This window comes from Taibaiella soli, assembly GCF_003236175.1.
Taxonomy (GTDB): domain Bacteria; phylum Bacteroidota; class Bacteroidia; order Chitinophagales; family Chitinophagaceae; genus QKTW01.
Genome location: NZ_QKTW01000025.1, coordinates 65,854 through 85,534, shown reverse-complemented (window position 1 = coordinate 85,534; position 19,681 = coordinate 65,854). Strand labels below are relative to the sequence as shown.

Genomic DNA, 19,681 nt, shown 5'->3' with positions numbered 1-19,681 from the left:
GCAATCTGCGCTCGGATGCGGGGCAATGCGGTAGTGTGCTAATGTGGGGAAATGTGATGAATGTGGTAAATGTGCTTTACCCACGTAGTTGTAACAAGCACGCAATCTGCGCTCGGATGCGGGCAATGCGGTAATGTGCTAATATGGGGAAATGTGATGAATGTGGTAAATGTGTTTTGCCCGCGTAGTTGTAAAGAACGAAGCAATTGAACTAGACCGAAGGATAAGTGATGCAGGAATTATATCTCGCGCGGAAAAGCCTTTTCTACGGTAATTGTTATGAAAAAAATGAACACTGTCAATTGTCCATTGTCAACTATCAATTGAACTTAGTTTAGCTTCGGTGGCTCCCATTCCAGTTTTGGAAAGGTCTTTTTGCGAAGCGCAAAGTATTGCCAGATGGCGCTTTTAGGGTAAATGCCCGCTTCGTTGCGGTGTGTCACCAGTTTTTGAGCTTCTTTACGGCGTTTTAGCCATTTACCAAGACTTCCGTAGAAGTGGAAATGTGCTTTAATAACAGTGGTGAAGTGTTTGAATTTACCGCCGGCAAGCATTTGCAGCCCGGCGATGCCATCAAGTACAAGACGTAGCGGAATTAGCCAGAGCAGGCGTGATGCGCGCTCGTTTTTGAGTAAGAGTACCAGATTGTTCCGGAAATTATAATAGAGTTTTTGCGGACTTCCGTAGCTGATGACGCTGCCGCCAACATGGTAAACTGTCGACTGACCGATATAGCCGATTTTATAGCCTGCATTTTTCAATCGCCAGCAAAGATCCACTTCTTCCATATGTGCATAAAGTTCGGCATCGAGGCCGCCCATTTTATGATACAGATCAGCGCGAACCATCAGACATCCGCCAGAAGCCCAGAATACTTCAATGTCGTCATCATATTGACCCAGATCTTTTTCAAGATCATTGAAGATACGGCCACGACAGAAAAGATAACCCCATTTATCCATGAAACCACCACCTGCACCTGCATACTCGAAGTACTCGCGCTCGCGCCAGTAACGCACTTTCGGCTGACAGGCTGCCAGTCCGGGATAGCGTTGCATGGCATTGAGCAATGGCGGAAACCAGCCATGTGTTACTTCAAAATCGGCACTCAGCAGAATGTAGTATTTGGCCTGAATCTGTTTCAAACCCTCGTAATAGCCGTTGGCGAAACCGCGGTTTACGGCGATAGTGAGTGTTTTGACAGAAGGGAAAGTATTTTGTACATAAGCCAACGTATCGTCTGTAGAAGCATTATCCACCACGACTACATCATAACCGGTATGGGCCTCAGAAACAATCAATGGCAGGAACAGCTCATGCCATTTCCTGCCATTGTAGCTAAGTATAACAACGGCTGTATCTTGCGTACATTGAATCATTGCTGATTGGGCGAATGATTATTTATACTTAGGTTCGTATAATGTATTATCAGGAACCTGAACGTTATCGTTTTTCTGGAATTTGTGTTCGTAGAGGTTGTAACAACCAGCCAATGCGAAAATGAAATAACCAAAGAAAGAAAGCAGAAATAAGAAACGTGACTTAGAAGGTTTGCTCAGTTCGATATCTGCTGGATTATCTATGTATTGTCCGTGATTTTGTTGTTGCATTTCCATTGATGCGCAATTTGCGTCACAAAAATAGTAGTAATCCCTTAAAATCACAATATTTTTACTCAAGTTTCGTTTTTGGGAACTTACTCTATGCGTCAATACCTCAATTGGAAAACATATCTTTTGCTAGCTGCGCTGGGCATTGTGACTGCCTCGCTGGTCTATACTAATAAGCTTGCAAAAAAGCTCGAAAGAGAAGAAAAGAAGAAAATGGTGCAGCTCGTCCGGGCGATTAAGACGCTTAATGAAGCGCCTTATAACCAGGATCTTAGTTTTATGAACCAGTTGCTGGAAGAAAATACTACTGTTCCGTTTATCATTGCCAGCGGACAGCAAACGGTTCAATATGTAGCCAATATAGACACGGTTGGGAAGAGAGACGGGCAGCAGCTGCTGGAACAAAAATTAAAGGAATTTTCCGAAGAACATCCGCCGATTGTAATCGATTTTGGCTTTGGAACGAGTTATGTTTACTACGGAGATTCCTATCTGCTGAAGCAATTGCGCTATTTCCCCTATGTACAATTAGGGATTATTTCGTTGTTTCTTATTGTGGCGCTGATTGCACTTAGTGCGGCACACAGGTCTATTCAAAACCAGGTATGGGTAGGGCTTTCTAAAGAAACTGCTCATCAGCTTGGTACGCCGCTCAGCTCAATTGAAGCCTGGTTGGAATTACTGAAAGACCATGAGGAAAATAAGGAGGCGGTTGAAGAGATGCAAAAAGATCTCGACAGGCTGAAGCTCGTTGCCGATCGTTTTAGTAAAGTTGGCAGTTCGCCGCAATTGGAGGAAGAAAATCTGGTGACTCGTGTGGAAAGTATGGTGCACTATATGCAGAAACGTGCGCCGAGCAAAGTAAAGATCACTATTGATACTGATGAACCGGAAATACCTGTTTATATCAGTGGTCCGCTGTTTGACTGGGTGCTGGAAAATCTGATGCGTAATGCCTTAGATGCCATGGATGGAAAGGGCAGCATCGCTGTAAAGGTGGTCAATACGCCACAGCAGGTTTTTGTAGATGTACAGGACACGGGGAAAGGTATTGCCAAACATCAGATCAAAAAAGTATTCAATCCGGGGTTTACAACGAAGAAAAGAGGCTGGGGGCTTGGACTTTCGCTTTCCCGCCGCATTATAGAAAAATATCATCACGGTTCACTGTTTGTGAAATCATCTGAAGTAGGGAAGGGAACAACGTTCCGGATTATACTCAGGAGATAATAAATCGTCATCCTCGCGTTTAGAACGTCCTTCAGGGAATATCGCATAACTAATAATCCCGGCACCTGGCCGGGATTATTAGTTTTTTCTGGAAAGGGGCAATAGTTAGTGAAGAAGGATTCGATAAGTATTTATTATGTAGATTGGTGGACCACAATCTGTCAGTTACTGTGATTTAATATAAAGAAAGCCCGCCCCCGTCAAATGGCATAGTGTCATTAAACAGGTGTGCAGGATAAATTGATAAGTGTGTGATGTATTTTGTATTTCCGTATATGGTTATTTAAACCGGGACAAAAACTCATCTTTTTTTCGCACGGATACCTCAATGGTAATGCCGTTCGACATCTGAACATAGCCACCTCGTCCTTTGTGATAAGAACGTACAAAATTCATATTGATGATATGCGCGTGATGCACCCTGCAAAACATGCTTTCGGGCAATAAATCTTCATATTCCTTCATGTTTTTAGACGTCAGGAAGGATTTGCCGTCATTGGTGAAGATTTCTGTATATGCACCGTTTGCCTCCAGACGAACGATATCCGAAACGGTAATAAATATGTATTCGTCTTTTACCGGAATGGCGATCTTCTGCGTTTGCGTCGGCTTTTGCATGTTGGATAGCAGTAGCTGCAGCTGATCGTTGAAGGTTCTGTCTGTAAGCCTTTTTTCGGCACGACTTACCGCATTTACGATTTCGCCGATATTCACCGGTTTCAGAATATAATCAAGTGCACTGTAACGAATGGCTTTCAGCAGGAAATTATCATAGGCCGTAACAAAAATCACCTCCATGTTTTTTTGCTGAATACGATCCAGCAGATCAAAACCACTGCCATTCGGCATTTGAATATCCAGGAACACCAGTTCCGGTTTTTGAGATTCTATTTCTTGCATAGCACCGGCAATATCGGTGCACACTGCAATTACGGTTACTTGCGGACAATATCTTTTGAGTATTTCACGCAGTATTTCTGAGTTAAGTTTTTCATCGTCTACGAGTATGGCGTTCATATGAAGATGTGTTTGAGCGAAAAATAAATGACAACCAATGTGCCTGTAGCCTGGCCGTTTTCGTACTTGTCTATAATTTCAAATTTAAAGTCTGACTGGTGTGTTTTGTTATACAATGCCAACCTTTCTTTTGTGAGCGTGATGCCTTTCGAATTGTGGATCTGCAGGAGTTTGCTTTTCTGTTCTTCGGTATACTTTCTGCCGACACCGTTATCGTCGACAGACACTTTCAGGATATCACCTTCAGTTTTTACCGAAATGGTAATTTTTCCCTGTTGATCATTCCGGTTTTGTATGCCGTGCCGGATCGCGTTTTCAATAAACGGCTGAATAATGAACGACGGAATAACAATGTCCTCTATTACAAGTTCACGTGGAATATCGATCTGATAGCTAAATGCGTTGTTAAGCTTAATTCTTTCTAATTCCAGATAGGTTTTGAGAAATTCAATTTCTTTATCAAACGCAATTTCAGTGAGGGTGGTTGTCTCAAATAAAATACGGATGAGCCGCGAAAATTCGCTCATAAATTTACTGGCACCTTCCAGGTCTTGCGTGATGACATATTGATAGAGTGAGTTGAGGCTATTAAAAATAAAATGTGGATTCATCTGCGCGCGCATAGCGAGTTGCTCCAGTTCAATAATCTTTTCTTTCAGGGCAGTTTTTTCTTTTTCCCGTTGTCTGATTCTTTTTACGCGCTTGCGGAAAATGAAAAAGATAATGCCGGCCAAAATCAGAATCGCCAGCAATCGCACCCACCAGTATTCCCACCAAAATGGCCGTACTGTAAAACCGAAAGAAAGTATTTGACTGCGTACATTGAAACGGTTGGTGGCAAAGATTTCTAACGTATAATTTCCATACGGCAAAGAAGGGTATTTCAGTTTTGTTTCATCAGTTGTTTGCCATTGATCCTGGAGGCCTTTCAACCGATAGCTGTATTTTATTTTTCCCAGTGAACGAAAAGAAAGTCCAGAGTAAGAAAATGAAATATTGTTGTATTGAGGTTCGAGTATTAAAGCCTTTTCATTGAGCGGAATATTCTTTCCTGAAACCTTAATTTCTGTGAGGCGTATCCGGCAGAAGACTGGTTTGGCTTTCGCAGAAACGTCAAGGAATGAAACACCATCTGTAGTTCCGGCGCAAACGGTATCGCCTTTTGCATAGAGACAGTTGATATTATCCGAAACCAGCCCGTCGGTAGTGCGGAATGTTGTGATCTCAAAATTCTTTGCTGGATCAATTACGTTCAACCCGTGCATTGTGCCTACATAAAGTTTCCATCCATCTGTAAAAATGCATTTACAAACATTGCTCGAAAGGCCGTTTGTCTCACGGATTTCGCGGATCACTCTGTTGTTTTGCAAGCAATAAATACCATCGTTTGAAGTAGCGACCCAAAGCAGATTGTTGGCATGACTGTACGCTATAGAATGAATCAATCCCGGTGCCAGCGCATGATAATTGCTCAAGGTTGTGTTCGTGTCTTTTTCCGGAACAGCATAAAAACCGTTCAGCGTACCGATATAGTCAGTTTGATTGCCATAAAAGATTGCAGTAAGACGCTGATGAAAATATTTGACTGTTTTTTTTCCGGTGAGCAGATTTATTTTTTCGATATCGCCTCCGGCAGATGCGGTCACAAAGGTGTCGCCTGCATTCATCATAGATTTTATAGCACTCGATACAAATGGTAATTCTTTTTTGTCGCGGAATACATCCATAAACACTATTTCCGGTTTGCGGATAGCATTGCCAGGCACCTGTCGCAACAGTTGTTGTTTGAAATCTTTCTCTAATAATTCGCCAGCGAGTGCTTGTTTGTCGAAATCGATACGCCAATAGCGGTGCGTGCCCGTGCTTACGATCAACGGATTGCCGTTGCCGTAAAAATAATATGCGTGCAAAGCTGCGTTGGGTGCTGTTTGCAGAATGGTGGTACTGCGCAGCGAAGGGAAATAAAAAAGCCCGCCGCCATTGGTGCCCAGCCACACGCCCGATTCTTTATCGACAATCGACACATTGACAGAAATGCCTGTCAGCAGCGTATCTGTAAATGCTCTGCTGTACAGGTTGTAAATGTAACTGCCATTACTGGTGTTGATCAGATAACAGGAATCGTTGTAGGGGCGTACACCAATAATATTATCCGCGGGATGCACGACGGTATATCCGGTATTGCCATAAAAAATATGCAGACTGTCGTTAATCTTATCAAAGGCAGTGACGATATTTTTTCCTGTAAACAGCTCCGAAATATAATCGTGACTCTGGCAGTAAGTTATTGCGTTTTTCTGTTTCGAAAGATTGATGATGCTTGTTGGAAGAAAGCCTTGTATCGTAACCGGTGTGAAAAAAACGTTTCCATGGTAGGGAAGTGGAAATTGCTCTACACGGCCGTCACGCGTTATTGCGGCAATCATATTTTCGGTACGGATGATAAAATCTCCATTCGCGTCTTCTGCCAGTCCTTTTTCTTCAGAAGTTAGAGGCAGCTTTCGGAGCCAGGGTGTGTTCTGTTTATTATGGATGCTGCCGTTTTCATAATAACACATGTCTTTCGTGAAGGGAGAAATCCAGATGCGATTGGTTTTATCCTGAAATACCATGGTGATGTCATTGCTGGAAAGGCCGTCTTTCAGTGTAAAGTTTTTGAACGCCGTGCCATCAAATCTGCTGAGACCTGTTTCCGTTCCGATCCAGATGAAACCATCATTGTCTTGCGTGAGCGCGTAAACAATGTCGCCCGCCAGCCCGTTTTTTACTGAAAAATTGAGATAGCTATAATTGCGTGCGGCTGCGCAAAAACAATAAAAAAGGCAAGCGAACAGGAAAATAAGTTTCCTGCTACAGTGAGTGATCATGTTTCAATTCCAGGATATTAGCTAAGCATGAATGCGCTATGCAATCCTAGTGAAATTATATGAAAAAAGCGTTTTTGTATTTTTTTTGAAGAGTATTTTGCTTTTTACAAATTTCAATTACCTTTGCAGTCCCTCAAAATAAGGAAAGATGCGGCGGTGGCGAAACTGGTAGACGCACTACTTTGAGGTGGTAGCGCCTGTAACGGGCGTGGGAGTTCGAATCTCCTCTGCCGCACTGAAAAAAGTCCTCACAGAAATGTGGGGATTTTTTTATGCTCTTATCCTGGGCGGTTTAGCTCAATCCGCAGCAGGTAACCATTCTCTGAATTAAGGAATAAAGATCGTTGTAGTTGGATGGCTTTTCTATGGCGCCATTTACACCGAGCGTTGAAGCAAGATTTATATCGAGTGAAGAAGTAGACCAAATGACCAGCGGAATGCTCAACAGCATTTTTTTGATTACCTTAATAAACTCCAGTCCGTCGATTTTGGGCATATTCAGATCAGTAATGATCAAGTCGGGGCGGTTATGATGCAGGTATTCGATTGCTTCCACACCATTATTTGCGGTATCACACGCGCATCCGGGCGCTATGTCTTTTAAAGTATCCAGAAAAATCTGCCGGCTGTCGAGATCATCTTCAACCAGTAATATGTGTTTACATAGCATGGCCCGCAATTATTTTTTAAAAAAAAGTGTTTTGCAAAAGGTTTACCGAGGAGTGAACAAAGTGGGGTTCGGTAGGTATGGCAAACAAATGTAATAAGGTATTAGGACAAATGCTAAAATGAAACGTTTTTTATTTCTTAAACTTTTCAATCAAATCCGCTCCAGTGGTTCGATGTAGGTACGTTCATTCTGTAAAAGGGATGATTTCAACTTCACTAATGGTTTTATTGTTGTGGATGGTATGCGTGTATTTCTCTACAAGTAGTGTTTACAATCAATTCTTCTTTTTTGCCCCATTGCATATAGTTGATGGGAGATCGCTTGGCAACAATCAGTTAGGGGAATTACTGCGTGTCTATAAAATCATGCCCATTTGCATGGCATATGATTTTTACCAATTAATGAACTTCGTAAACTTTTAAAAACGTTAGTTATGGGGACAAGCAATCAGCGCCACGATCATTCGTTGGACAGAACGGAACAGAGCCGGTATTATGGCGCAAGCGACAGAAGCAACAGCGGTTATAATGATTTTGGAAACAATGAACAAAAAGGCCGTTATCGTAACCAGGAAGATTATGATTACGATGGCGATGATTCATATCATGACGATGAAGATGACGGAGCTAATAGCATGACGGGGTATTTATAATAGTAAAGCGGCTATGCAAAGACGTTCATACGGCAATGAAAGCATGAATCGAAGTAGTTACTTGCTGGCACCGGATTATTAATTCTTAACCCATAAAATGTAATCACTATGAAAACGATTATTGTGATGATGACCTTGTTCTGTCTGACATCCTATTGGCGGGATGCATCTGCTCAGACAAAAACAAAAACGTATACCAACGATACAACGCAACACAAGAGCAAAAAAAGCCATCCGAAGTCAAGCGGTAAAAATGTGCCGCAGAATCGTACGAAGGCTGACAGTTTAAATGAAAATCTGAAAAGCAATACAAAGCCAGGCAGGGTAGATACGGCCCGGATGAAATGATTTTCGTGCCAAGGTGACCGGTCGATCGGCGAAGTTTTGGTTCCTTATAAGTTGTTCTTTGTTGATCATTCACCGTTAAACTTCGCAATTTTCGGGTCGGTTGTCATTTTGATTGCTGGTATTTTTGTGTCGTCAATCAATTAAACAACGATGGAAACGAATATCAGAGAGCAGGTAAATTATGAACGCATTGCAGTAGCGATTGATTATATCCGGGAGCATTTCAAAAGGCAGCCGACACTTGATGAAATTGCGGAGCAAGTACATTTGAGCCCTTTTCATTTTCAGCGGTTATTTACCGATTGGGCTGGTGTGAGTCCCAAGAAATTTTTGCAGTATATCAGTCTGGAGCATGCCAAAAGAATGCTCAAAGAAAATCAGGCATCCTTGTTTGAGACCGCTTTTGAGACGGGGCTTTCAGGCACTGGTCGTTTGCATGATCTTTTTATTAACATAGAAGGCATGACGCCTGGTGAATATAAAAACGGCGGCGAAAATTTATCCATTCATTACAGCTATGCAGAGATACCTTTCGGAAATGTATTAGTAGCGTCAACAGCTAAAGGAATTTGCCATATCGCATTTGCCGACGATGAAAAATCAGGCTTTGCCGAATTGCGGAAAGCTTTTCCTAAAGCACAGTTTCAACAGATGACCGATCTATTGCAGCAAAACGCACTACAAATATTCAACCATGATTGGAGCAAGCTTGAAAAAATAAAACTGCATCTGAAGGGAACCGAATTTCAAATCAAAGTCTGGGAAACGCTGCTTAAAATTCCAACAGGGAAATTAGCTACCTATGGTATGATTGCGCAGCATATAGAAAAGCCGACGGCCTCACGCGCAGTGGGAACAGCCATCGGTGATAATCCGGTCGCATTTCTGATCCCTTGTCATCGCGTCATACAATCTGCAGGAACGGTAGGGCAATATCATTGGGGCAGTACGCGTAAAACCGCCATCATCGGTTGGGAAGCAGCTTTTACAGACAATAACCAATAAACGTATGGAACAGATTATAGAAAGACTGAACGCCATTAATTTTGATGATGTGGCTGAAAGCATGCATGGAAAAGGGTATTGTACAGTGCCGCAAGTGTTGACCGAAGCGATGTGCAAGCAAATAATCGACGCTTATGACGAGCAACAGCACTATCGTAAAACTGTTATCATGGAGCGTTATCGCTTTGGCCTGGGTGAATACAAATACTTTCGATATCCTTTGCCACCGCCGATTACAGAAATTCGTGAACGTGTGTATGAACAATTAGCGCCAGTTGCTAATTCATGGATGAAAGCATTGAATATTGACACTGTTTATCCACCAACGCTTTCCACACTGCATGAATTATGTCGCGATAAAAATCAGCATTTACCAACCGTGCTTATTCTGAAATATGGCACGGGCGGGCATAATACATTGCATCAGGATTTGTATGGCGAAGTGTTTTTTCCGATTCAATTGGTGTTGTTTCTTAATGAACCAGGGGAAGATTACGGCGGCGGCGAATTTGTATTGACGCAACAAAATCCGCGTGCACAATCAAAAGCAATTGTGCTGCAACCGAAACGTGGAGATATGTTGCTCTTTACGACAAACTTCAGGCCAGTAAAGGGAAGTAAGGGTTATTACAGAGCGCAAATGAGACATGGGGTAAGCGAACTGCACTGGGGCGAACGTCACACGCTGGGGATTATTTTTCATGATGCACTGAGTTAAAATATGTGGCGACACGAAGAGTTGAACGATCTGATGCTGCGGCGCATGCTTCGCTCGAAAGCTATTGTGCTGGCGGGAAACAGAAAATTGAAAATTTATGGTACGTTGCGCTGCAACTCTGGTAAACGAATGAAAAAGACCAATCGAATCTTTTTTCTTTCCGAAACGGAAGCCCTTGAAAATGGTTACAGGCCTTGCGGACACTGTATGAGTGCTGCCTATAAAAAATGGAAATCAACACATGAATCTCTTCGAAAATAATCCGCACGATAACCTGCTACCTTATGATGGAATCGTAATCTATTATGGCAAGGTGCTTGATAGGCCAAGTGCAGATGGGTATTTAAAAGCATTGCTCGAAACAATAGCATGGCGAAACGATGAAGCCGTCATTTTTGGAAAGCATATTGTGACTGCAAGAAAGGTTGCCTGGTATGGCGATGAAGGGTATTCGTACACATATTCCAACACCACGAAAAAAGCATTACCCTGGACAAAAGAATTGCTGGAGCTGAGAGCAATCGTGGAGCAATTGACAGGGATCTTATTTAATTCCTGCCTGCTCAATCTTTATCACAACGGTAACGAAGGTATGGCCTGGCACAGCGATGATGAGCGTGAGCTTGGCGTGAATACAACGATTGCGTCTTTAAGTCTTGGCGCCGAGCGTAAATTTTCTTTCAAACATAAGAAGACCAAAGGCACAACCTCGTTGATTTTAGAGCATGGCAGTGTGCTTGTAATGAAGGACACTACACAAATGAATTGGCTGCATAGTCTACCGAAATCGACAGTGGTGAAGACTCCGAGAGTGAATCTGACTTTTAGAACGATTAGAGGGTGAATGGTCAATGGTGAATGGTCAATCGTGAAACGTCAAAACTCAAAATTCAATGTGGATATAAACAAAAGAGGCTTACAAGCGTAAGCCTCTTTTGTTTTAAGTTTTATATAAGGTCATTTGACCATTCACCATTCACGATTGACCATTCACCAACTTAGTTTTTCAATTTGTCTTTAAACACTTTTTTGAATTTATCCATTTTCGGTTTGATCACGAACGTACAGTACGGTTGATTGCCATTTTCGTTGTAGTAGTTTTGATGGTAATCCTCCGCTTTATAGAAAGTAGTGAACGGGGAAATTTCCGTTACCACGTTGCTATTATAAGCGTGCTCTGCGTTCAGTTGTTTTTTGTAGTCTTCCGCTTTTTCACGTTGTTCATTGTTGTGATAGAATATTACCGAACGGTATTGTGTGCCCACATCATTTCCCTGGCGATTGAGTTGAGTAGGGTCGTGCATCACCCAAAATGCTGCCAGCAACTCGTCATAACTGATTACAGAAGGATCGTAATAAACATTGGTAACCTCTGCATGGCCGGTATTGCCGGTACAAACTGCTTCATAGGAAGGATTAGCGACATGACCGCCACTGTAACCGGATTCCACTTTCTCCACCCCCTTTAGCTGCTGGAATTGGGCTTCCGTGCACCAGAAGCAGCCGGCACCAAAAGTGGCGGTATCGAGATGGTGTGATTGATTTTCCGGATGTGTATTATTCATTTTTTGAAAAGTTTTTGATTGTTCATAATTGTTTTTTTGTGCGCAGGCTCCCATTTGTAATAATACTAAAGCGGGGAGAAACACTTTTTTGATCTTCGAAAACATATTTAGAGGCATTTATTTTTTATACGCAAATTTGGCTCAAACGGTTTGTGGGATTGCGTTTGAATACTCTATTTTAACATTGTGTTATAAAATATGTGGCATTTTTTGCTCAAAGGCTTTTGAAATTTAAACTCCTTTTCTACTTTTGTGGCGGAGAGATGGCAGAGCGGTCGAATGCGGCGGTCTTGAAAACCGTTGACTCACAAGGTCCGGGGGTTCGAATCCCTCTCTCTCCGCTGAGATGTAATCAATTGAATATCAATTTATTACGGGCGTTTTTGAAAGAGGTTGAATCTCTGCAAGAACAGATCGAAAATATAAAACGGTGTATAAACTAATCATTTATGCGCCGTTTTCTTTTTACATATATCAGAAAAGCTCAAAATCGTGGTGAGTCTTTCGGTGCGTCTTTTTCGACATTTTAAACGCACTCAAGTGAGTCAAAATGTTCCCCTTTCCTGGAGGAATCTTCTTCAAAATTTTACAAATATTATTACCAGTTCTTATCAACAACAGTTAGTAATATCATCCTGAGTAAATGATGATATAAAATGGAGATTGTTCAATTTTTGGACAATGCCTAAGAAGGATTAGTAAACCGGCTAAATTTGATTTGCATTTAAAATTGTTACGATCATGTGGGAGAGTTTTAGTCTGCTTTTCTATTTGAAGAAGCCGAAAAAATACGTAGAAGGACCAAGATATGTTTACATGCGTATTACAGTAAATGGATTGATTCATGAGATTTCCTGTAAGAGAATGTGGGATCCAAAAAGGTGGAATCCTTGGAAGCATCGAGCTTCCGGACATCAAGAAGATGCCAAGGCGCTAAATGATTATTTGGAAATACTAACTGTAAAAGTATTCAATGCCAGAGTAGAACTGTATAACGCTAATCAGGATATCACGGCCGCGGCTATAAAAAAAATTATAGCAACCTGCGTTAGTCGGAAAGATAAAGACTGTTTAGGCCGCATGCATATTGTTGGTGAATAAGACCGCGTAGAAACCTCTTTTGTTCAATTCAAATTCCTGAACTCGTTCGGTGTCATGCCGACTTTTTGCTTAAACAATCTCGTGAAATGCTGTTGGTATTTAAATCCGAGTTCGGTAGCAACATCACTGATACTTTTGGCGTGATCAAACATTTTCGATTTCGCTTCATCAATCAACCTCGATTGAATATAATCGAGTGCGGTGCTGCCGGTTTCTTTCTTGATAAGGTCCCCGAAATGTCTGACCACTCTTTCGTATCAATAAATGTTAGTTAACGATGCTTAAGTTACGCGACCTGAATGCTATCGATGTTATTCCGACCTTTTGTTTAAATAACCAGCTAAGATACTACGGTAGTTTTTTCCGCAACGGTCGCAATAAGTTAACAGTAATTCAATGCTGCGATTACTTTTTTATTATGCCGGCCATTAACAATGTGATAAAACTTTATACGAGTAAAATGGGCTATTATTGTGTATCGGAAAGTAGATGTTGCCAGTTGTTTAGCAGTTTGTAGAAAGCCATTCTGCTTAGTACTATTTAAAATTGTACTTTTTAGTTACCCCGACTACTTCCAAATGAAACGAAGCAACTTTTTTCAATTCAGGGCGCTTGTGTGTGCAAAAGAAAGCGCTTTTTTATCTTCTCAATATAGATTATTGCGACCAACCATTATGTATTGGTGCTTCAACCGGAGTGTCAATCGAAAATCGCAAATCTGCCCCGTTGAAATTTTTTACTTTTTTCGACACGAAATGCTATTTGAGCGAAAGCAGTTTCTTGTTCCCATCTCATGATCAATCTACTCCGACAATCTCATCTTAACACCACCTCTGAAAATTTATACCCCGAACTAAGATTTAAAAAGAAAGAAAGCGTCTTCCCACATATTTGATTTCATCTAGATCAGCATTCTCAAAGAATGCTGCAGTTACAGTTTTGTTTTCAGCATAAAAATTGTTTTATGAAACCTCAAATTATAAAATGGTTTGTTGTGGCTAGTTTACTGGTCGTAATAAGCGTATCAAATTTTTATACTTCATCTGCGCAATCCCGCAGGACTTATTCTTTGATATATTCGCAAAATCTACAAGGCGGCCATACCATGTTTGGTAATACAATCATGGCTGTTTATAGTAGTGGAAGTGGTAGCACCGGCACCGTGGACACCGCTTCAATGAATGATTTCAGTACAAGCGGTACGGGAAACTATACTTTTGGACGGACTAGTGCATTCGGTAACGATGGTTCCAATATGCAGTTTTTGGATGTAGATGGTACCGGTACAAATGCGTCACCATCTATTTTAAATGATTATGCTCAGTCCTGGTCTTATTATAGTAATGGTAATTATTCCTCAGCTCCAGGTTCATGGCCGTCTCCAGCGGCAGCCAATTTCACGAGTGCAAACGCGCCCCTGCGTTTTAATCTCGGCTCAGGCGGTACTACATTAGGCAATACTAGTAGAAACACTTATTATTTCAGAAATACAACAATTAATATTATTAAAACAAACTACTCCAGTTTTTCTATTTCAGTAAGGTATGATGACGGAATTGTCGTGTATGTAAACGGTACCGAAGTAGGACGCTCTGATATGCCGACCGGTACTGTGACTTATAGTACTGCCGCATCTTCATGTAATACAACTGGAACATATAGAACTGCTACTTTTAACGTACCTCTGTCGGCTATAAACAATGGAAATAATACAGTGACTGCTGAGGTACATCAGGGTAGTGGGTGTTCTGGTAATGCTACTATGTATTTTGATCTGATGGTTAATGGATTTTCAACCGTAGCAAATGCGGCGAGTTCATCTTCTGCCGATCTGATTCTTCCTGCATCGGGTACCAATACTATTAAATTTGCACGTCTTTATTGGGGAGGTCGGATTGATTCAGCTGCGATACAATCTGATTTTTATAATTTAAGGACTGTAAGAATTCGTAAAGGTACGAGTGGCAATTACACCAATATCCTCGCGCCAATTACACAATTAGATACTATTGTCAATGGTGCAGGAAGCAGCACCTATCAAGCGTATGCGGATGTAACATCGCTAATCAGCAGTAATGGTTCCGGGACTTACACAGTAGGTGACATCGCCGCTACAACTGGCACCAATCCGGGGGATAACGGCGGAAATTATGCTGGCTGGGCGATTGTTGTCGCATATACGAATAGTGTACAAACAGATTTTTATAGCACAAGAATTTATGATGGCTTTTTACGTGTGTATGCCGGAGGTACGCCCACTACTGTTGGACAAACATTGACTGGCTTTAATGCTCCTGCAAACGCATTAGTTGCGAGCGATGCTTATCTGACAGCATTTGCGTGGGAAGGCGATGCTAACCTTGGCGCGTCTTCCAGTAATCCTGCCGGTGATTTTTTACAGATAAACGGCAATGCCTACAGCGATGCCGTAAACCCGGCTGCCAATATGTGGAATGGTACAATTTCTCAAAATGGAGTTCTTGTTACCAGTAAAAATCCGAACTATAAAAATCAAATGGGTATCGATATCGACAATATACTAGTGGGAAGCGGCTATGTTATATCTCCTAATGCTACGCAGGTAAGCATACTTTTCGGTACGGAAGCGGATAGCTATTTTCCAAGCAATTTTGCATTCAGTCTGCATATGAAAAATCCGGCTCTTACTATTAATAAAACAGCTACCGGTGATCTCCAGACAGTCCCCAATACAACTGCAACGCAGGTGCATGCTAATGAAACATTCACTTATACGATTAGCGGACAAAACACAGGAGCAGGTACGTCTTTCCAGACCAGAGTTGTTGACTCTATCCCGCGAGGAACTGCCTATGTTCCGGGATCTTTAAACATTATCACATCGGGCGAATCCGGTGCAATTGGAGTGCAGACAGATGCAGCCGGTGACGACGAGGCTTTCTTTACGGCAGCAGCAGGAGGCAAACGAGGATATGTTACATTTTATGTAGGCAACAACGCTACTCCAAATGCGGGTGGTCAGCTGGATACAGGTAAGCAGTATAAAGTAACATTCAGAGTCAAATCACCTTTTACGCAGCTGGCAACAATTAGTAATGTTGCAGATGTTTATGCCACAGCCCAAAATGGGGATAGTTTAACAAATGAAAGTAGTTTTGTAATTAATTACTCAAATCCGCTCTCAGTTAACCTGACATCATTTATTGCTGAAGCGAAAAACAATAGCAGTGTACTTAGCTGGACAACCAGTGGTGAAAAAAATAGTGACTATTTCAATGTAGAGTACAGTGCAGATGGCAAGGTGTTTAATACAGTCGGAACCATAAAAGCATCAGGAACTACAGACCTTACGCATGACTATAGTTTTATTCATACAAGTCCATTAGTTGGCATGAATTACTACAGACTAAAGGTGGTAGATGTTGACGCAACATTTTCTTACAGTAACGTAAGAACTGTCTGGTTTGATAATTTTGAGGTAGGCACAGTAAAGGTGATGCCTAATCCTACCACAGGCAATACAAGAATTATGTTACCTGCGAGTTTAGGAAATCACGCGACAGTCAATATTTATAATAGCTTGGGAGTAGTTGTTTACAGAGCATCAGTTTCTAATCAGCAATTTGTAGATTTTGATGTTAGCAACTTGCTTGCCGGTCTTTACAATGTCATTGTGATGGACGACGAAAGTCATTTGTATGAAGTAAAAATTGTAAAACAATAGTGAATGTTCAATTGGTATTTGCCGATTTTGAAATCGATATGTTATTGGCTGTTGTTGTGCCAGTATATTTATTTCATTTGAACTATATTCGTCTTGGGTATGATCTCTGACAGGTCTGTCAGACTCAATGAAAAAGTTACAAGCCTTGCAAGTTCGTTGCGAGGCTTTTCTTTAAGGATGCACAAAAGAAAATGGATTTGTTTTTTATTTAGTAGGGTCTTGTTTTGCGTAAACGCTTATTTAATGTCGGAAGTTTTGTAAAACTTCTGGTTTCATATAGTTTTGCGAACTATCAAACATTAAGACGAGTACTTTTTAATTGGTTATATGATTTTGCTTTCGTTACCGGTTAAAAAAACTGGGTAATAACGGAGTCAGCTATTCTTAGCTGGCTTTTTATTTTATCTTCAATTTCCTTCAGTGCAGCGTTTGCGCATTTCGTTTCCTGCAATTATTATGTGAATTCTCTATTCGTATTTTACAAAAAAGTATAAATATGAATAATGTATTATTTATAGCTTTGGGATCTAGTTCCATTTGTAAACCACCAACTATACAACCATGGGAACCACGAAAGCAAATCTTTTTACAAAACAACAAAATGACTTGGCAAATATGGCAAAAGCTCTTGCCAACCCAGCGCGTATTGCTGTATTGGAATATCTGCTTAAAGTCCGTAATACACTGTGTGGCGATATCGTGGCAGAATTAGGTTTAGCACAAAGTACTATTTCGCAACACTTGTTGGAATTGAAAAATGCCGGCCTGGTTCAAGGGATTGCAGATGGTATTACGGTGCACTATTGTATTGATCCGGAGGGGTGGGCTAAATATAGATTTGTATTGCTAGGTTTTTTTGTTGATGCACCTGGAGGTAACGATTAACATAGAAGAGACTTTCTAAAACAATTCAGTGATACTTTTTCTGATAACATCGCAATAACAAATAGTATTTGTTTTATAGATAAATATTTTTCTACTTTTGGCTTACGAAAGAAAGCAATACCTACGTTAATTTAAAACCACCCCCGAGATGAGACGAAAGAAATCTTCTGCCTGCAGGCCATTTGCGCCGCGCAAAAAATCCACTGACAATTAAGGCTGGTCAATAATTTATCGGGTATAACTGTACACGCACTTTGTTGTGCTGGCAGTTGGTTAATCCTTTATTTACGTAATGGTCCCATGATGGGATCCAGGAAAGCTACGTCTATTTTTCATTTATTCATTATATAAAACCGCCCCCTTATGGACAGTTCATTTACACAATTCGACTCTGCTGAAACAACAGCAAACGGACATAGATCCGGCATCAACAACCGCAACATCACGAAGGCTCTTTTTCGGAAGCACATTGCATCTTTTTCTATTTTTTCTCTTGGACTGTGTCTGTTAAGTTTTGATTCGTCAGCAGCAAATCGTTATTCTGCTGGTAGTGGTAACTGGAGTTCTACTTCTACCTGGTCTACTTCTGAATTTGGTGGCGGCGGTGCCAGCGTACCTGTTGCTGGAGATGTGGTATTAATCAGTGGCGGTAATTCAGTTACTGTTGATGTGGCTACAGCCGCATGTGGCTCTATTCAATTGGGTAGTAGTATACCATCAGCCGGTAGCGGAACGCTTGTTTTCAATACATCAACCAAACTCACAGTATCGGGTAACATAACACTTGGCGGTGGTAGTTCATCAAGGACAGGCACTGTTACAATGACAAACGGTGGTTTATTGCAATGCGGCGGATCTTTTACTGCGCCAAATCTCGGAGCTTTTACAGAAGGAACAGGTACTGTTGAATTTAATGGTACAGCACAAACAGTGCCGTCTGCAATATCTCCATTTAATAATCTTACGTTAAGTGGTAGTGGCATCAAAACAACATCAAGCATCACTGTAAACGGGACTCTGTCTCTGCAAGGAACGGCAACGGTAGGCAATACTGTCGCTTACGGTTCTAGCGCAATTCTCGAATACAAAGGCAGCGCGGCACAAACAACGTCTACCAATGAGTTTTTGGCAACAATGGCAAAAGTTGTGATCAACAACGCAAATGGTGTTGCACTCAATGCTGCAAAAACAATCAGTGGCACATTGACACTCACAAGTGGTAAGCTTGATATTGGCAATAATACACTAACAATGTCTTCGAATGCTACCACAGCTATCAGCGGTGCCAATAGCAGTAACTACATTATTGCCGGCGCCGTTTCCGGTAAATTGCGTTATAGCAGCATGACTCAAGGTACCGCCTATAGTTTTCCGATCGGAAACAGTTCGTACTATTTACCGGTAACTGTAAATCCGTTGAGCGGTACAGGCGACTTCTCTGCCGGCGTATTTCAGGGGGCGACTATGAATGGTACTGTTTCAGGTACTGCATATGATGCAAATGCGAAAAAAAGTATGATTGATGCAATTTGGGACGTATCACGCAATAGTGGAACAACGAACGCGACTATTTCCCTTCAGTGGGACGCGGCTTTGGAAGGTTCCTCCATTGCAGGCAAGTCTGGAAGCTTGATTGGTATCGGGCACTATACTACACCTGGCCCAGCATGGCAAATGCCAGTATCTAACCCAGGAAATACTACAACGCAAGCGACCGCAACATTTACAAGTTTCTCACCTTTCTCTGTAAGCCTTTCTGCTACGCCGCTTGCAATTGTGCTCAATTATTTCACCGGATCAGTAGTAAACGGCAACGCTGTGCTGCAATGGGCTACAGGCAACGATGATGCTCGACTCTTTAATTTGGAAAAAAGTGCCGATGGTAAATCGTTCGAAACGATTGCACCAATAGTGGCGAACAGTACTCGTGCTTATGAGTATAAAGATCCAATGAGTACAAATGCTAATAACTACTACCGACTTAAAATGGAAGAAGCCAATGGTGATATTTCTTATAGTAATGTTGTCAATCTGAAGACAAACAAACTTGGTTCTTCTCCAATCTCTATTGCACCGAATCCTGCTAAAGATGTGTTTAGCTTAACATATCCGCTTACGATGTCTGATGCAACAATCAATATCGTAGACATGCAGGGACGTATCGTATATAAGCAAGTTGTAGCTGCAAATACAGATCAGGGTACGATCAATATCAGTTCGCTGCCTGCCGGTATTTATGTTGTACGCATTAATGACGGTGTTTCTCAAATTCAACAATTGCTCTATCATCTATAAAAATTGAATGAATGA

At 41.5% G+C, this 19,681-nt stretch carries 18 protein-coding genes and 2 tRNA genes; 13 read left to right on the top strand and 7 right to left on the bottom strand.

Annotated features, from left to right (window positions below; translation table 11 throughout):
- Positions 1 to 329: 329 nt before the first annotated feature.
- Positions 330 to 1,379 (bottom strand): glycosyltransferase family 2 protein, encoded by a 1,050-nt coding sequence (locus tag DN068_RS18625; RefSeq protein WP_111000455.1) that lies wholly within the window; start codon positions 1,377 to 1,379, stop codon positions 330 to 332.
- A gap of 18 nt (positions 1,380 to 1,397) precedes the next feature.
- Positions 1,398 to 1,610 carry a hypothetical protein gene (locus tag DN068_RS18620; protein ID WP_123985403.1) on the bottom strand — a complete coding sequence of 71 codons (213 nt, stop codon included), beginning with the start codon at positions 1,608 to 1,610 and terminating at the stop codon, positions 1,398 to 1,400.
- Positions 1,611 to 1,736: 126 nt separating this feature from the next.
- Here DN068_RS18620 and DN068_RS18615 point away from each other — a divergent pair, with 126 nt between their 5' ends.
- On the top strand, positions 1,737 to 2,840 hold the full coding sequence (locus DN068_RS18615) for a sensor histidine kinase (protein ID WP_165836455.1): 1,104 nt from the start codon (positions 1,737 to 1,739) through the stop codon (positions 2,838 to 2,840).
- A 279-nt stretch (positions 2,841 to 3,119) separates the two neighbouring features.
- Here DN068_RS18615 and DN068_RS18610 read toward each other — a convergent pair whose 3' ends face one another.
- A complete protein-coding gene (locus DN068_RS18610; RefSeq protein ID WP_111000452.1) occupies positions 3,120 to 3,857 on the bottom strand; it encodes a LytR/AlgR family response regulator transcription factor in 738 nt (245 codons plus the stop codon).
- Positions 3,854 to 6,724: a sensor histidine kinase gene (locus DN068_RS18605; RefSeq protein WP_111000451.1), complete on the bottom strand. Its 2,871-nt coding sequence runs from the start codon at positions 6,722 to 6,724 to the stop codon at positions 3,854 to 3,856. The genes DN068_RS18610 and DN068_RS18605 overlap by 4 nt, the downstream gene beginning before the upstream one ends.
- Positions 6,725 to 6,874: 150 nt before the next feature.
- Between DN068_RS18605 and DN068_RS18600 the strand changes: the two genes are divergently transcribed.
- Positions 6,875 to 6,959, top strand: a tRNA-Leu gene (locus DN068_RS18600).
- Positions 6,960 to 7,016: 57 nt separating this feature from the next.
- Here the strand turns inward: DN068_RS18600 and DN068_RS18595 are convergent.
- Complete coding sequence (locus DN068_RS18595; protein WP_111000450.1) at positions 7,017 to 7,394, bottom strand: response regulator; 378 nt, start codon at positions 7,392 to 7,394, stop codon at positions 7,017 to 7,019.
- Between the two features lie 433 nt (positions 7,395 to 7,827).
- On the opposite strand from DN068_RS18595, the gene DN068_RS18590 reads away from it, so the two are divergent.
- The 6 genes from DN068_RS18590 to DN068_RS18565 all read left to right on the top strand — a co-directional run bounded on the left by DN068_RS18590 (position 7,828) and on the right by DN068_RS18565 (position 10,961).
- Positions 7,828 to 8,046, top strand: a complete 219-nt coding sequence (locus DN068_RS18590) for a hypothetical protein (protein ID WP_111000449.1) — start codon at positions 7,828 to 7,830, stop codon at positions 8,044 to 8,046.
- A gap of 108 nt (positions 8,047 to 8,154) precedes the next feature.
- On the top strand, positions 8,155 to 8,394 hold the full coding sequence (locus DN068_RS18585; RefSeq protein WP_111000448.1) for a hypothetical protein: 240 nt from the start codon (positions 8,155 to 8,157) through the stop codon (positions 8,392 to 8,394).
- A 150-nt stretch (positions 8,395 to 8,544) separates the two neighbouring features.
- Positions 8,545 to 9,399, top strand: coding sequence for a methylated-DNA--[protein]-cysteine S-methyltransferase (locus DN068_RS18580; RefSeq protein ID WP_111000447.1), 855 nt, complete (start codon positions 8,545 to 8,547; stop codon positions 9,397 to 9,399).
- Between the two features lie 4 nt (positions 9,400 to 9,403).
- Positions 9,404 to 10,117, top strand: a complete 714-nt coding sequence (locus tag DN068_RS18575; protein ID WP_111000446.1) for a 2OG-Fe(II) oxygenase — start codon at positions 9,404 to 9,406, stop codon at positions 10,115 to 10,117.
- A gap of 3 nt (positions 10,118 to 10,120) precedes the next feature.
- Positions 10,121 to 10,378 (top strand): Ada metal-binding domain-containing protein, encoded by a 258-nt coding sequence (locus DN068_RS18570; protein ID WP_111000445.1) that lies wholly within the window; start codon positions 10,121 to 10,123, stop codon positions 10,376 to 10,378.
- Positions 10,359 to 10,961 (top strand): alpha-ketoglutarate-dependent dioxygenase AlkB family protein, encoded by a 603-nt coding sequence (locus DN068_RS18565; RefSeq protein WP_111000444.1) that lies wholly within the window; start codon positions 10,359 to 10,361, stop codon positions 10,959 to 10,961. The genes DN068_RS18570 and DN068_RS18565 overlap by 20 nt, the downstream gene beginning before the upstream one ends.
- Positions 10,962 to 11,115: 154 nt before the next feature.
- On the opposite strand, the gene msrA is transcribed toward DN068_RS18565, so the two are convergent.
- Positions 11,116 to 11,682, bottom strand: a complete 567-nt coding sequence (gene msrA / locus DN068_RS18560; protein WP_243630316.1) for a peptide-methionine (S)-S-oxide reductase MsrA — start codon at positions 11,680 to 11,682, stop codon at positions 11,116 to 11,118.
- Positions 11,683 to 11,939: 257 nt separating this feature from the next.
- Between msrA and DN068_RS18555 the strand changes: the two genes are divergently transcribed.
- Positions 11,940 to 12,023, top strand: a tRNA-Ser gene (locus DN068_RS18555).
- A gap of 400 nt (positions 12,024 to 12,423) precedes the next feature.
- Positions 12,424 to 12,783 carry an Arm DNA-binding domain-containing protein gene (locus DN068_RS18550; RefSeq protein ID WP_111000442.1) on the top strand — a complete coding sequence of 120 codons (360 nt, stop codon included), beginning with the start codon at positions 12,424 to 12,426 and terminating at the stop codon, positions 12,781 to 12,783.
- 23 nt (positions 12,784 to 12,806) lie between these two features.
- Here the strand turns inward: DN068_RS18550 and DN068_RS18545 are convergent, their stop codons facing one another.
- Positions 12,807 to 13,031, bottom strand: coding sequence for a helix-turn-helix domain-containing protein (locus tag DN068_RS18545; RefSeq protein ID WP_111000441.1), 225 nt, complete (start codon positions 13,029 to 13,031; stop codon positions 12,807 to 12,809).
- 716 nt (positions 13,032 to 13,747) lie between these two features.
- Here DN068_RS18545 and DN068_RS18540 point away from each other — a divergent pair.
- The 3 genes from DN068_RS18540 (at position 13,748) to DN068_RS18530 (ending at position 19,666) form a co-directional block, all read left to right on the top strand.
- Positions 13,748 to 16,486, top strand: coding sequence for a T9SS type A sorting domain-containing protein (locus DN068_RS18540; protein WP_165836453.1), 2,739 nt, complete (start codon positions 13,748 to 13,750; stop codon positions 16,484 to 16,486).
- A 561-nt stretch (positions 16,487 to 17,047) separates the two neighbouring features.
- Entirely contained in the window at positions 17,048 to 17,371 is a 324-nt protein-coding gene (locus DN068_RS18535; protein WP_111000439.1) for an ArsR/SmtB family transcription factor, read from the top strand.
- Positions 17,372 to 17,734: 363 nt separating this feature from the next.
- On the top strand, positions 17,735 to 19,666 hold the full coding sequence (locus DN068_RS18530; protein WP_111000438.1) for a T9SS type A sorting domain-containing protein: 1,932 nt from the start codon (positions 17,735 to 17,737) through the stop codon (positions 19,664 to 19,666).
- Positions 19,667 to 19,681: the final 15 nt, after the last annotated feature.

Coding starts and splice junctions, on each gene's coding strand:
- DN068_RS18625 (WP_111000455.1), bottom strand. CDS start 1,379: ATGATTCAATGTACGCAAGATACAGCCGTTGTTATACTTAGCTACAAT.
- DN068_RS18620 (WP_123985403.1), bottom strand. CDS start 1,610: ATGCAACAACAAAATCACGGACAATACATAGATAATCCAGCAGATATC.
- DN068_RS18530 (WP_111000438.1), top strand. CDS start 17,735: ATGGACAGTTCATTTACACAATTCGACTCTGCTGAAACAACAGCAAAC.
- msrA (WP_243630316.1), bottom strand. CDS start 11,682: ATGAATAATACACATCCGGAAAATCAATCACACCATCTCGATACCGCC.
- DN068_RS18565 (WP_111000444.1), top strand. CDS start 10,359: ATGAATCTCTTCGAAAATAATCCGCACGATAACCTGCTACCTTATGAT.
- DN068_RS18610 (WP_111000452.1), bottom strand. CDS start 3,857: ATGAACGCCATACTCGTAGACGATGAAAAACTTAACTCAGAAATACTG.
- DN068_RS18540 (WP_165836453.1), top strand. CDS start 13,748: ATGAAACCTCAAATTATAAAATGGTTTGTTGTGGCTAGTTTACTGGTC.
- DN068_RS18585 (WP_111000448.1), top strand. CDS start 8,155: ATGAAAACGATTATTGTGATGATGACCTTGTTCTGTCTGACATCCTAT.
- DN068_RS18570 (WP_111000445.1), top strand. CDS start 10,121: ATGTGGCGACACGAAGAGTTGAACGATCTGATGCTGCGGCGCATGCTT.
- DN068_RS18605 (WP_111000451.1), bottom strand. CDS start 6,724: ATGATCACTCACTGTAGCAGGAAACTTATTTTCCTGTTCGCTTGCCTT.
- DN068_RS18590 (WP_111000449.1), top strand. CDS start 7,828: ATGGGGACAAGCAATCAGCGCCACGATCATTCGTTGGACAGAACGGAA.
- DN068_RS18595 (WP_111000450.1), bottom strand. CDS start 7,394: ATGCTATGTAAACACATATTACTGGTTGAAGATGATCTCGACAGCCGG.
- DN068_RS18550 (WP_111000442.1), top strand. CDS start 12,424: ATGTGGGAGAGTTTTAGTCTGCTTTTCTATTTGAAGAAGCCGAAAAAA.
- DN068_RS18580 (WP_111000447.1), top strand. CDS start 8,545: ATGGAAACGAATATCAGAGAGCAGGTAAATTATGAACGCATTGCAGTA.
- DN068_RS18575 (WP_111000446.1), top strand. CDS start 9,404: ATGGAACAGATTATAGAAAGACTGAACGCCATTAATTTTGATGATGTG.
- DN068_RS18535 (WP_111000439.1), top strand. CDS start 17,048: ATGGGAACCACGAAAGCAAATCTTTTTACAAAACAACAAAATGACTTG.